This is a genomic window from Streptomyces sp. NBC_00597 (assembly GCF_041431095.1).
In the GTDB taxonomy this organism is placed as follows: Bacteria; Actinomycetota; Actinomycetes; order Streptomycetales; family Streptomycetaceae; genus Streptomyces.
The window spans coordinates 4,248,792-4,261,256 of sequence record NZ_CP107757.1 but is presented as its reverse complement, the minus strand read 5'-3'; the positions used below and the strand labels follow the sequence as shown (position 1 = coordinate 4,261,256).

Below are 12,465 nucleotides of genomic sequence, written 5' to 3'. Positions count from 1 at the left end.
CCGGGGCCATGGTCGGGCCGGGACCGGGCTCGTGTCGACCGAATTGACCGGCCGGCTCAGAGGTACTGCGCGTAGTCGTCCAACACGCGCAGGATCTCGGCCTCCTTCGCCGGCGGGAGCTGGAGGACGACCTCCTCGATGCCCAGGTCGGCGTAGTGGCCGAGCTTGCCCGGGTTGGGCTGGACCGCGTACGGGACCACCTGGAGGTCCTTCGGATCGCGGCCCGCGGTCTCCCAGACCTGGCGCAGCACCGGCAGGGACTCGGAGAGGCCGCCGCCGCCGATCGGGAGCCAGCCGTCGGCGTGGTCGGCGATGGCCGCGAAGAGCTTCGGGCCGGCCGCGCCGCCGATCAGGGTGCGGGGACCGTGGAGGGGGTGGCCGGGGCCCAGCTCGCGCGGGGGCTGGACCGGCTTGGGGTGGGCGGAGCTGGCCTGGACGGAGCAGAACTCGCCGACGTGCGCGGTTGGTTCGGGGGCCCACAGGGCGCGCATCAGGGCCATCCGGTCCCGTACGAGTTCGCGGCGGGTGCGCCAGTCGACGCCGTGGTCGGCGGCCTCTTCGACGTTCCAGCCGTAGCCGATCCCGAGGGTGAAGCGGCCGCCGGAGAGGTGGTCCAGCGTGGCGATCTGCTTCGCGAGGTCGATGGGGTCGTGCTGGGCGACGAGGGTGATGCCGGTGCCGAGGGCGAGGCGTTCGGTCACGGCGGCGGCCTGGCCGAGGGCGACGAACGGGTCGAGGGTGCGTCCGTACACCTCGGGGAGGTCGCCGCCCATGGGCGCGGAGGTGTCGCGGGTGACCGGGATGTGCGTGTGCTCGGGGAGGTAGAGCCCGGCGAACCCCCGCTCTTCGAGGGCGCGGGCGAGACGGACGGGGGAGACGGTCTGGTCGGTCAGGAAGATGGTCGTGGCGATCCGCATGGCTGAGGGCACCTCCGTGGCTCCCGGGGTCGGCGAAGGGCCACGCTACGGCCTGCGCGCGAGAATGTTGAGGGGGCGTCAGTCGACCGGGTAGCGGGCCGGCCAGCCGGAGCCGGAGACCGCCGGTCCGTGCAGGGAGGGCCCCTGGGTCATTTCGAGGGCGAAGTCGTCGGCGAGTTCGAGCAGGGTGGCGCGACCTTCGAGGTCGGCGAGCCACCCGCCCGGCAGGGCGGTCTCACCGTGCAGGGCGCCGAGCAGTGCGCCGCACAGGGCGCCGGCGGCGGTGGAGTCGCCGCCGTGGTTGACGGCGAGGCGCAGGCCGTGCGGGACGTCTTCGGCGACGAGCGCGCAGTAGACGGCGAGGGCCAGGACGTCCTCGGCGTCGCGGCCCGCGGCGCGGTCCCCGCCGGAGGCGAGGGCCGTGACGGAGTCGGGGGAGGGCGTGCCCTGCGGGACGGCCGCCAGGGCGCGCTGGAGGGCGTCGGTGACGCCCTGGTGGCTGGGGCGGGAGCCGAGCAGGCCGAGGGCGCGCTGGATCGCCGCGTCGAGGGAGTCGCCGCGGGTCAGGCCGTGGACGATGACGGCGAAGGCCCCGGCGGTGAGGTACGCGCCGGGGTGACCGTGGCTCTGCGCGGCGCACTCGGTGGCGAGCTGGAGGACCAGGGCGGGCTCCCAGCCGACCAGCAGGCCGAAGGGCGCCGAGCGGGTGGCGGCGGCCGCGTTGCGGGCGGTGGGGTTCTTCGGCTGGTCGAGGGTGCCGAGGACGTCGTCGGCGAAGCCGGTCGTGGAGGCGCGGTCGGGTCCGCGGCGGGCGTAGAGCCACTCCTGCACGCCGAGCCAGCCGTTGTCCTTGCGGCGCTCGTCGGGGCCCCAGTCGTGCTGGGTGGTGGCCCAGCGCAGGTACGCGCGGTGGATGTCGGTGGGCGGGTGCCAGGCGCCGGTGTCCCGGCGTACGTGGGCCCGTATCAGGCCGTCGGCGGTGAACAGGGTGAGCTGGGTGGCTGCGGTGACCCTGCCGGGGCGCCCGTATGCGGGGGCCGGCCCGGTCAGGCCCTGCGGGCCGTGCGCTTCGCGGATGGCGTCGAGGGAGAGGTCGGCCACGGGGGCGCCGAGGGCGTCGCCGAGGGCGGCCCCGAGCAGGGTCCCGCGGACGCGGCTGCGGAAGTCCTGCTGCTCGGCCCGCCCCCAAAGCCCGGCGGCCAAGCCCCGGGCGATGGTCCCGGCTGCCGCCGCGGACCCGGTCCGGGCTCCCGCCCGCCCGGCGACCCCGGTCCCGACCCCGGTCCCGGCCCCGGTCCGGTCCCCGACCTCGACGCGGGCCCCGGTCTCGGTCCGGTCCCCGACCTCGGCGCCGGTCCCGTCTCCGGCGCCGTTCGCGGCCGCGGTTCTGGTACCGGCCCCGGGCACTCCGGCGCCGTTTCCGATGGTGTCGCCCGCTCCGACACCCGGGCCGACCCCGGCGCCGGCGGCGGTTCCCGTCCCCCCTCCGGCATCGACGCCTACCCCGGCGCCGATTCCGGCCGCGGTCCCGGTCCCGGCCCCGAGACCGGCTCCAGCCCCGACCCCGAGCCCAGCCCCGACCCCAGCCCCGGTTCCGGCCGCGGGTCCGGCCCCGAGACCGGGCCCGGCTCCCGTGTCGGTGCCGGTTCCGGCCAGGGTCCCGGGTCCGGTCCCGGCCGGGACACCTGTAGCTATCCCGGCCCACGGCCCGGGGCTCGGACTTTCGGTCGTCTTGTCGTCCATCGCGATCCCCCTGACCCGCCCCGCATGCTCTGGCGCGCACTGTAATGGACACGTCCGATCGAATCCGGAAGGAGGCGGTCCCGCAGCTCGTCCACAGGCGAGGAACGGCTGGAATCCGTGCGGGGATACATAGGTATCTCGTTCACCTCCGGTCCGAAAGGGGCGACATCCGTGCAGGCAGTGCCCCTTGATCGACTAGTGGCACGTTTTGCCACGTGCCTTGGAGCCGGTCTGTTTCGGCCATGTCTCGTTCATGCAGAGTTCTTCGACGGCCAACAGCCTCGACGTCATGAAGAAGGCACTCCTCGCCGCGACCGTCGTCGCCTCCGCGCTCACCGCTTCCCTGGTCGCAGCTCCCGCCGCCACCGCCGCCCCGGCCTCCACCGGGTGGGACCTCCCCTGGACCGGACACCACCACAGCCGCACCGCCGTACCCTTCACGGAGGCCAACGTCACCGCCGGCGCCGACGGGGCGTTCACCCTGAAGTGGAAGGCCCCGGGCGCCAAGCGGGTCGAGATCAAGGCGAACGGCAAGGTCGTCGCCAAGGGCGCCGCCGAGGGCACCGCCACCGTGTCCGGACTGCCCGCCGCCGACCGGCAGTGGTTCGACTTCACGCCCGACCGCGGCGTTGCCCTGCACCTCGCCGACCGGCTGATCAAGCTGGAGGGGACGGCCAACTTTCGTGACGCGGGCGGCTACCGCACCACCACCGGCCAGTGGGTCAAGATGGGCGAGGTCTACCGCTCCGACGCCCCCAGCAAGCTGACCGCGGCTGACCTGGCCAAGCTCCAGCGGCTGCGCGTGAAGACCGTCTTCGACCTCCGCACGGAGAGCGAGCGCACCACCGACCCCGACAAGGTCCCGGCCGGCGCCAAGTACACCGTCGCCGACGTCTTCGCGGGATCCGGTTCCTTCCAGGTCATGCCGAAGTCGCCCGACGAGGCCGTCAAGGCCATGGTCGACGCCGAGAAGGCGATGGTCAGCGGCGACGGCGGGAAGAAGGCGTACGGGCAGGTCTTCGAGGGCCTTGAGCGCGACCGCGACCGTGCGGTCCTCTTCCACTGCACCGCCGGCAAGGACCGCACCGGCTGGGCGAACGCCACCCTGCTGACCGCCCTCGGCGTGCCGAGCGACACCGTCATGGCCGACTACCTGGCCAGCAACGACTACCGAAAGGGCGCCAACGACGCGATCCTGTCGCACCTGCCGGCCCCGCAGGCCGCCGTCTACAAGCCGATGCTCGACGTGCGCCCCGAGTACCTGAACTCCGGCTACGACGAGGTCAAGGCGAAGTACGGCACCTTCGACCGCTACCTCAAGGACGGGCTCGGCATCGACGCCCGCGAGCTGAAGCAGCTCAAGAAGGACCTCCTCGTCGGCTGATCCCCGGCCGCCACCACGAGGGGCCCGGCCGGGATCGTTCCCCGGCCGGGCCCCTCGCGTGCGCTCTCAGTCCAGTACGGGCAGCAGTTCCGGCAGGTGCCCGTCCGAGGCGCGGGCCGCCCGCTGCCGCTCCTGGGGCACCTCCCCGTACAGCGTCGTACGGGCCTTCGCGGGCCGCCCGGCGGCCTCCGCGACGGCGACCAGGTCCCGTACGGACTTGTACGAGCCGTAACTCGATCCGGCCATCCGGGAGATGGTCTCCTCCATGAGCGTGCCGCCGAGGTCGTTGGCCCCGGACCGCAGCATCTCGGCCGCGCCGTCCGTGCCCAGCTTCACCCAGCTCGTCTGGATGTTGGTGATGTACGGGTGCAGCAGCAGCCGCGCCATCGCCGTCACCGCGCGGTTGTCGCGGACCGTCGGGCCGGGTCGGGCGATGCCCGCCAGGTACACGGGCGCGTTGGTGTGGATGAACGGCAGCGTGACGAACTCCGTGAAGCCGTCGACGCCGTTGGACAGCGCGGTCTGCTGGATCCGGGCCAGCGTGCGGAAGTGCCCGAGCCAGTGCCGCGGCTGGTCCACGTGCCCGTACATCATGGTCGACGAGGACCGGATGCCCAGCTCGTGCGCCGTGGTGATGACGTCGATCCAGTCCGCGGTCGGCAGCTTCCCCTTGGTCAGCACCCAGCGGACCTCGTCGTCCAGGATCTCCGCCGCCGTGCCCGGGATGGAGTCCAGACCGGCCTCCTTGGCCGCCGTCAGCCAGTCGCGTACGGACATGCCGGTCCGGGTGGCCCCGTTGACGACCTCCATCGGGGAGAACGCGTGCACGTGCATGCCGGGGACCCGCTGCTTCACCGCGCGCGCGATGTCGAAGTACGCCGTTCCCGGCAGGTCGGGGTGGATGCCGCCCTGCATGCACACCTCGACCGCGCCCACGTCCCAGGCCTGGGCCGCCCGGTCGGCGACCTGGTCCAGAGACAGCGTGTACGCGTCGGCGTCCGTACGGCGCTGCGCGAAGGCGCAGAACCGGCAGCCGGTGTAGCAGACGTTGGTGAAGTTGATGTTCCGCGTGACGATGTACGTGACGTCGTCGCCCACCACCGACTTGCGCAGGTCGTCCGCGATCCGGCACAGCGCGTCCAGCGCCGGGCCGTCCGCGTGCAGCAGCGCCAGCGCCTGCGCGTCACTCAGGCCGGTCGGATCGTCGGCGGCCTGCGCGAGCGCCGCCCGCACGTCGGTGTCGATGCGCTCCGGGACCATGCCGGGCGCCGCCGCCTCGCGCAGCGCCTCCCAGTCCCCGTAGACGTGGTCGAAGTCCTCGCGCCGGTCCGCGGAACGGCCCTCGGTGTCGATGCTGGCGTGCAGATCGGTGCGCCCGTACGAGCCGAACCCCTCGTCGGGCTCCTGCCAGGGACGGCCGATGACCTCGGCGTCCGGGTTCGCGAGACCCGTCTCGGGATCGGCCAGGGCCCGTACGTGCGGCAGCAGCCGGGGGTCCAGCCACGGCTCGCCGCGCTGCACGAACTCCGGGTACACGCACAGCCGTTCGCGAAGCTCGAAGCCGGCCGCCGCGGACTGCTCGGCCAGCACGTCGATCTGCGGCCACGGGCGTTCGGGGTTCACGTGGTCGGGGGTCAGCGGGGAGACGCCGCCCCAGTCGTCGATTCCGGCGCGGATCAGCCGCGCGTATTCCCCGTCGACCAGGTTGGGCGGCGCCTGGAGGCAGCCGGAGGGGCCCATGATGTGCCGGGCCACAGCGACCGTGGCGACGAGGTCGTCCAGCTCGGCGTCGGGCATGCCGCGCATCGCCGTGTCCGGCTTGGCGCGGAAGTTCTGGATGATCAGCTCTTGGACGCCGTGGTACGAGCGCGAGACCCGGCGCAGCGCGAACAGTGACTCGGCGCGCTCCTCGTAGGTTTCGCCGATGCCGATGAGCAGCCCGGAGGTGAACGGCACGGAGGACCGTCCGGCATCCTCCAGCACCCGCAACCGGACCGCCGGCTCCTTGTCGGGGGAACCGAAGTGCGGGCCGCCGGGCTCGGACCACAACCGCGTGGCCGTGGTCTCCAGCATCATCCCCATCGAGGGCGCGACCGGCTTGAGCCGCTGGAAGTCGGCCCACGACATCACACCCGGATTCAGGTGGGGCAGCAGCCCCGTCTCCTCCAGGATCAGGATGGAGATGGCCCGCACGTAGGAGATGGTGTCGCCGTACCCCTGCGCCTCAAGCCACTCCCGTGCCTCGGGCCAGCGTTCCTCGGGCTTGTCGCCCAGGGTGATGAGCGCTTCCTTGCAGCCCAGCGCAGCGCCGCGGCGGGCGATGTCGAGGACCTCGTCCGGGGACATGTACATTCCGTGGCCGGCCCGGCGGAGTTTGCCGGGGACGGTGGCGAAGGTGCAGTAGTGGCACTTGTCGCGGCACAGGCGGGTGAGGGGGATGAAGACGCTCTTCGAGTACGTGATGACGCCGGGTCGTCCGGCGGCCGCGAGCCCGGCGTCGCGGACCCGGGCGGCGGAGGCGGTGAGGTCTTCGAGGTCCTCGCCGCGCGCCTGGAGGAGTACGGCCGCCTCGGTCGCGTCGAGCGCAACGCCGTCGCGGGCTCGCCTGAGCGCGCGACGCATCGCGTTTTCGGTCGGAGTCGTCATGCGGTGAGCATACGATCCGACGTCCCCGTCGCGAGGTCGCTCCGGGGGCTCATCGCATCAGCTCACCGGCGTTGACCAGCAGGGACTGGCCGGTTATCGCCCGCGCCCGGTCGGAGGCGAGGAACACGGCGGCGTCCGCGACGTCCCCGTCGGTGGCGAGGTCGGGCAGCGCCATGCGCTGTGTGAGCCGGGCGTGCACCTCGGCTTCGGGGACGCCCTCGCCGTGCGCGGTGAAGGTGACGAAGGCCTGCACGGGCGGCCCCCACATCCAGCCGGGAAGCACGGTGTTGACCCGGATGCGGTGCGGGCCGAGCTCACGGGCCATCGAGTACATCGCGGAGGTCAGTGCACCCTTGGAGGCGGCGTACGCGGCCTGCTGCACCTCGTTGGGCGCGGCCACGGCGGACTGCGTCCCGATGATGACGACGGACCCGCCCCGTTCTTTGAGCCCGGGCAGGCAGGCGCGGGTCATCCGCAGCGTCCCCAGCAGATTGACGTCGATGATCTGCTGCCACGTCCCGAAGTCGGCGTCTTCGAGCCCGCCGAAGTACGAGTCCCAGGCGGCGACGTGCACGACGGCGTCGATCCCCCCGAACCGGGCCCGCCCCAGCTCGGCCAGGGCCGCGCACTGCGTCTCGTCCGCGATGTCGGTCGGCAGGTAGGCGGTGTGCCTGCCCTCGGGGTCGATCTCGGCGGCGGATTTGGCCAGATTGGCCTCGGTGCGCGCCCCGAGCACGGCGTTTCCGCCGTCCCGCACGACGGCCGCGGCCACCTGATGGCCCAGCCCGGCCCCGACGCCGGAGACGACGACGGTCTTCCCTTGCAGCAGCATGCGCGTGCCTCCCGGCCCGGGATGTATCTGACGGCCCGTCAGGCTAGGGCTTCCGGTCCGCGGAGGGAAGCCCCGGCCCGCGCCGGCGGATCCGGACCGGCCCGCCGCCGCGGCCAGCCGCTCCAAGCCCACCCCGATCTCCTGCGGCGTGTGCGTTGTGAACGACAGGCGCAGGGTGCGGGGGTCCGGGGTGCCCGTGTAAAAGGGGGCTCCGGGGACGAACGCCACATCGCGGGAAATCGCCGCGGTCAGCAGGGCCGTCGCGTCGTGACCCTCCGGGAGGCGGGCCCAGACGAACATGCCGCCCTCCGGGCGGTTCCATGCCGAGCCCGCCGGAAGGGCCGCGCCCAGGCCCGCCAGCAGCGCGTCACGCCGCTCCCGGTAGGCCGCGCGGACCGTGGCGATGTGCACGTCCAGGTCCACCGCGCGCAGGTAGTGGGCCGCCGCAAGCTGGTCCACCGTCGACGTGTGCAGGTCCGCCGCCTGCTTGGCCACCACCGCCGCGCGCCGCAGCGCGGCGGGCGCGCGCAGCCAGCCCAGCCGCAACCCCGGCGCCATGACCTTGGAGAAGCTCCCCAGTAGCGCCGTGCGGTCCTCCGCCCCCGGGTGCGCCGCGAGCCACGGGACCTCCGCCCCCTCGAACCGGAGCTCCCCGTACGGGTCGTCCTCCAGGAGCCACAGCCCGCGGCGCGCCGCGACCTGCGCCACCGCGGCCCGGCGTGCGCCCGGCAGGGTGCGCCCCGTGGGGTTCTGGAAGGTGGGCACCGAGTAGAGGAGTTTGGGCCGCTCCCGTGCCACGATCTCCTCCAGCGCGTCGGGTAGGACGCCCTGCTCGTCGCAGGGGACGGGTATCACCCGCGCCCCCGCCTGTCCGAAGCACTGCAGCGCCGCCAGGTAGGTGGGGTTCTCGACGATGACGGCGTCGCCGGGTTCGACGAGCGTCGCGGTGATCAGCGCGAGGGCCTGCTGGGAGCCGGTGGTGATCAGTACGTCGTCCGCGCCGGTCTCCAGCCCCCGGGCCGTCGCCCGTGCGGCCACCGCCTCCCGCAGCTCCGGCGCGCCTTCGGTGGTCGAGTACTGGAGCGCCCGGCGGGCCGATGCCGCGAACGCGGCGTCGTACGCGGCGCGCAGGCCCTCGGCGTCGAAGAGCTCCGGGGCGGGCAGACCGCCGGCGAAGGAGATCACGCCGGGGCGCGCGGTCAGGGCGAGGATCTCGCGGACGGGCGAGCCGGCTGCGGCGACGGCGCGGGCGGCGAACGCGGGTGGCGGCGAGGCGAGGAGGGCGGCTTCGGACGGCATGGTGACTCCTAGGTCGTGTCGTCAACGTCCCGTCTGGCTGGCGGGGCCTGGCACGCCTGCCCCCCTCGGGCGGCCGGCGCTACGTTGACGGCACGCCCCGGGGGAGACGGGTGCGCGCATCCTAGCCACGAAAAGATGCATGTGGCACCTATATGTCAAGGAGTGGAACGCTCCCGGACCCCTCCCCATCTGACGCCCCATCAACTAGACCCTTCCCCATGACGACAGAAGACGGAACCACCCATGGCACCCACCCCGAGGCCTACGCGGAGCTGGCGGCCGTCGGACCGTACGGAGTCCGCCCCGGGCACGCGCTGATCACCATGGTCGAACCGCACCCGGGCCACGAGTACGCGTACAACCGCTGGTACGAGGACGACCACTACTACGCCGGCGCCATGGCCATGCCCTGGATGTACGCGGGCCGCCGCTGGGTCGCCACCCGCGAACTCCAGGAACTGCGCTACCCGGAGAAGTCGGCCGTCGCCCAGCCCGTCACCGCGGGCTGCTACATCTCCACGTACTGGGTCACCGAGGGCCGCTACGACGAGCACATGAAGTGGACCGTCGGCATCAACAAGCGCCTCAACCGGGACGGCCGCGTCTACCAGGACCGCACCCACGTGTTCACGTCCTTCCAGGACCACGAGGCCACGGTCTACCGCGACGGGGTCGCCGGCCCCCGGGACTTCCACGCCCTCGACCACCCGTACGCCGGCCTCGTCGTCCAGGTCGTCGACGCCGACGGCCCCGAGCAGCGGGCGGAGCTGCTGGAGTGGCTGCGCTCGCGGGCCCTGCCGAAGCGGCTGCACGGCTCACCCGCCGCAATGGTGACGATCTTCCGGCCGACCCCGCTGCCCGGTGACCGGATGACGTACGTCAAGCAGGTCGAAGGGGTCGACACCCGGCTGACGCTGCTGTGGTTCCTGGAGGCCGATCCGCGCACCTGTTGGGACCGGTTCCAGGGGCTGGACGCCGAGGTCGCCGGGGCCGGGCTCGGGCGGGTGGAGCTGGTGGCTCCGTTCATCCCGACGGTGCCGGGCACGGACCGGTACGTCGACCAGCTGCGTTAGCCGGGACGCGGACGCGGACGCGGACGCGGGGGCGGAGCCGGACATGGCCGAGCCCCCTCGGCCGGGACGGCGGGCCAGTCGAGAGGGCTCCAGTCAGTGGTGCAGGTAACGCGGGTAACGCGGGTAACGCAGGTGGTGCGGGTGGTGCAGATAACGCAGGCAGTACAGGTGGTGCAGTTGCTGCGCGCGGCGCAGAGGGGACGGTGGGGTCGTACGTCGTGACGTTCAGGCGAGGCGCCCCAGCCGGCCCTCGGTGACGTCCGCGACGAACGAGGTCCAGGAGCCGGGCGCGAAGGTGAGGGACGGACCGTCCTGCACCTTCGAGTCGCGGACCGCGATGGCCTCCATGACGGGGGACTTGACCTCGACGCAGGCGCCGTTCCCGCCGGAGTAGGAAGACTTGGTCCAGTTGTCCGTGGCGCCCTGACGAATAGCCATGTTTCTCTCCGGTTCAGCGAGTTGTGCCAGTGAGGTGTCGGCCATTTCGGTTTCCCTGACCGACGTGATCGACGCTACCGGCACCTCCCGAGGGGTGAAGGGGTCATTCACCCGACCGGGTGGCATATTCCATTCAGGCCTTCTGTGGCCGGGGAGCGACGGTGTACCGTACCGGCCCCCTCGCCACCTGCCCGCCAGTATGGTGTCCGCTGCCTCCGGTTTTACTTCCCCTTGCCCGCATACTCGCCGATGATCTCGGCGATGAACTGACGTGTCTGTTCCACGTTCAGGGCCTGCGCGCGCAGGTGCTCGTACATCACGCTGTACTTCTGGACGTCGTTGGCCTTCTCCAGGTACAGGTCGCTCGTCACGCCCTCGATGTAGACGACCGTGGAATCGGATGCGTCCGGGAATTCCAGGATGGCGTACTGCCCGTTCACGCCCGGGTGGGCGCCCATCGAGAACGGCATCACCTGCACGGTGATGTACGGCTGCTCGGACTGCTCTATCAAGTACTCAAGCTGCTTGATCATCAGTTGGGGGTCGCCCACGTGCCGCCGCAGCGCGGCCTCGTCGATGACCGCCCACAGCCGCAGCGGCCCGACCTCCGGATTGTTGTTGTCCGTCTCGGAGAGCCGTTTCTGCCGGTGCATCCGCACCTGGACGCGCTTCTCCACGTCGAGCGGGGCGGTCTCGGGCAGCGCGCCGCGGATCAGGGCCTGGGCGTACTCCGGGGTCTGGAGCAGGCCGGGCACCATCTGGGGTTCGTAGGTGCGCAGGCTGGCGGCATCGGTCTCTAGGCCGATGTAGACGCTGTACGGAATGTCGCCGAAGGCGTGCCACCAGCCCTGCTGGCGGGAGTCCTTGGCCATCTGCATGAGCGAGTCGACGAGCCGGCGGTCCTCGACCTCGTACACGTCGCACAGGTCGCGGACGTCGCGCTGGCTGATGGAACGGCGGCCGTTCTCCAGCCTGCTGATCTTCGACTGGGAGACGAGCAGGCGTTCGGCGACCTGCTCGGCCGTCATGCCCTTGTCCTCGCGGAGCTTGCGCAACTCCATGCCCAGTCGGCGGCGTCGGACGGTGGGATTGACATTGGACGCCACTTGAACGGCACCTCCGCCTTCTTCTGGTTCTGTCCCTCTGTGTGTCTGATGGTGAGCAGACTGCCACCGAAGGGCGGGGCGGCGCCGGAGAACGGCACGGAAATGCAGACGCGCGGGACGGCGGGGCCGGCGGACCGGCCTCGCCATCCCGCGCGCTGGCGGCTCCCGAACCGGGGCATCGGGGACGCCGGTTGCGGCGATGGCGGTTCGGTGGAGCGGTGAATCCGTAGAGCCGTGAATCGGGTCGATCGGGTGGATCGGTGGATCAGTGCGCGGCCGCGCGGGCCATCGCACCCGTCCGGCGCGGCTGGAGCGGAACACCGCTCGCCGCGGCCCGGGCGGTCGGCGGGTTCGCCGGTGCACGGTCACGGCGCGGCTGCGCAGCCGCACCGTTCTGGACGTCCATGACAGCGTGCGCCACGAGGCCGCCCATCGGGTCGTGCCGGATCAGATCCCGCAGTCGGGACCTGGACGACCGCCCCTCGTTGCCGGGGTACAGGTGCTTGCCGAGTCCGACCGCGTGGGCCAGTGCGGCGAGCGCCGCGGTCCGCGGGTCCGGCGGTACGCCGGTGCGGATCGCACTGTCGAGCCGGGCACGGATCTCCCGGCTGATCGCCGTGTCGGTCGCCTGGTAGCGAGTCGTCGGCAGCACTCCGCACATCTGGCCCGCGACGGCATGGACCATGCCGCAACGCTCCAGATGAGCGAGGTAAATCTGGCGGAGCCCCAACCGGGGTCCACCGATCCAGTGGACGGCCCGTACCGGGCTGCCGCGCCTGCGCAGCAGTTCCAGTGCGGAGTCCAGAGTCGGATCTCCTGTCGGCCGTGGCATCACCACGGCGATACGATCCCCGTCAGGGGCTATCCGTCCTGCCAGAGCCAGCTCTACTAGCTGTGCCCCGGCCAGGCCGAGGTCGAGCGACTGCGGCTGCGCCGTGGTACCCGTGGTCGGGTCCAAAGCGAGCAGTAGAAGCTCCTCCGGAATTGTTCTGCGGCTCCTGCCCATCCATGCCTCCCCGCGTGGATG

Annotated in this window: 9 protein-coding genes and 1 pseudogene; 2 read left to right on the top strand and 8 right to left on the bottom strand. The window is 72.2% G+C overall.

Going from position 1 to position 12,465, the window contains the following annotated elements:
- Positions 1-56: 56 nt before the first annotated feature.
- A complete protein-coding gene (locus OG974_RS19000) occupies positions 57-917 on the bottom strand; it encodes an LLM class F420-dependent oxidoreductase (protein WP_327283888.1) in 861 nt (286 codons plus the stop codon).
- A gap of 78 nt (positions 918-995) precedes the next feature.
- Positions 996-2,132, bottom strand: coding sequence for an ADP-ribosylglycohydrolase family protein (locus tag OG974_RS18995; RefSeq protein ID WP_371646859.1), 1,137 nt, complete (start codon positions 2,130-2,132; stop codon positions 996-998).
- 781 nt (positions 2,133-2,913) lie between these two features.
- Here OG974_RS18995 and OG974_RS18990 point away from each other — a divergent pair.
- On the top strand, positions 2,914-4,044 hold the full coding sequence (locus OG974_RS18990; RefSeq protein WP_371643836.1) for a tyrosine-protein phosphatase: 1,131 nt from the start codon (positions 2,914-2,916) through the stop codon (positions 4,042-4,044).
- 66 nt (positions 4,045-4,110) lie between these two features.
- Here the strand turns inward: OG974_RS18990 and OG974_RS18985 are convergent, their stop codons facing one another.
- From OG974_RS18985 to OG974_RS18975, 3 genes and pseudogenes are all read right to left on the bottom strand, one after another.
- Positions 4,111-6,690 carry a bifunctional FO biosynthesis protein CofGH gene (locus OG974_RS18985; RefSeq protein ID WP_371643834.1) on the bottom strand — a complete coding sequence of 860 codons (2,580 nt, stop codon included), beginning with the start codon at positions 6,688-6,690 and terminating at the stop codon, positions 4,111-4,113.
- A gap of 49 nt (positions 6,691-6,739) precedes the next feature.
- Complete coding sequence (locus OG974_RS18980) at positions 6,740-7,522, bottom strand: SDR family oxidoreductase (protein WP_327283885.1); 783 nt, start codon at positions 7,520-7,522, stop codon at positions 6,740-6,742.
- Between the two features lie 105 nt (positions 7,523-7,627).
- Positions 7,628-8,821, bottom strand: a pseudogene (locus tag OG974_RS18975) (PLP-dependent aminotransferase family protein); the annotation flags it as partial.
- A gap of 218 nt (positions 8,822-9,039) precedes the next feature.
- Between OG974_RS18975 and OG974_RS18970 the strand changes: the two are divergent.
- Positions 9,040-9,894, top strand: coding sequence for a hypothetical protein (locus tag OG974_RS18970; RefSeq protein WP_327283883.1), 855 nt, complete (start codon positions 9,040-9,042; stop codon positions 9,892-9,894).
- A gap of 225 nt (positions 9,895-10,119) precedes the next feature.
- On the opposite strand, the gene OG974_RS18965 is transcribed toward OG974_RS18970, so the two are convergent.
- The 3 genes from OG974_RS18965 to OG974_RS18955 form a co-directional block, all read right to left on the bottom strand.
- On the bottom strand, positions 10,120-10,332 hold the full coding sequence (locus OG974_RS18965) for a DUF397 domain-containing protein (RefSeq protein WP_133897754.1): 213 nt from the start codon (positions 10,330-10,332) through the stop codon (positions 10,120-10,122).
- Between the two features lie 221 nt (positions 10,333-10,553).
- Complete coding sequence (locus tag OG974_RS18960; RefSeq protein WP_327283882.1) at positions 10,554-11,438, bottom strand: helix-turn-helix transcriptional regulator; 885 nt, start codon at positions 11,436-11,438, stop codon at positions 10,554-10,556.
- Between the two features lie 265 nt (positions 11,439-11,703).
- Positions 11,704-12,444, bottom strand: a complete 741-nt coding sequence (locus OG974_RS18955) for a GPP34 family phosphoprotein (RefSeq protein ID WP_327283881.1) — start codon at positions 12,442-12,444, stop codon at positions 11,704-11,706.
- Positions 12,445-12,465 lie beyond the last annotated feature (21 nt).

Coding starts and splice junctions, on each gene's coding strand:
- OG974_RS19000 (WP_327283888.1), bottom strand. CDS start 917: ATGCGGATCGCCACGACCATCTTCCTGACCGACCAGACCGTCTCCCCC.
- OG974_RS18990 (WP_371643836.1), top strand. CDS start 2,914: ATGCAGAGTTCTTCGACGGCCAACAGCCTCGACGTCATGAAGAAGGCA.
- OG974_RS18985 (WP_371643834.1), bottom strand. CDS start 6,690: ATGACGACTCCGACCGAAAACGCGATGCGTCGCGCGCTCAGGCGAGCC.
- OG974_RS18980 (WP_327283885.1), bottom strand. CDS start 7,522: ATGCTGCTGCAAGGGAAGACCGTCGTCGTCTCCGGCGTCGGGGCCGGG.
- OG974_RS18970 (WP_327283883.1), top strand. CDS start 9,040: ATGACGACAGAAGACGGAACCACCCATGGCACCCACCCCGAGGCCTAC.
- OG974_RS18965 (WP_133897754.1), bottom strand. CDS start 10,332: ATGGCTATTCGTCAGGGCGCCACGGACAACTGGACCAAGTCTTCCTAC.
- OG974_RS18955 (WP_327283881.1), bottom strand. CDS start 12,444: ATGGGCAGGAGCCGCAGAACAATTCCGGAGGAGCTTCTACTGCTCGCT.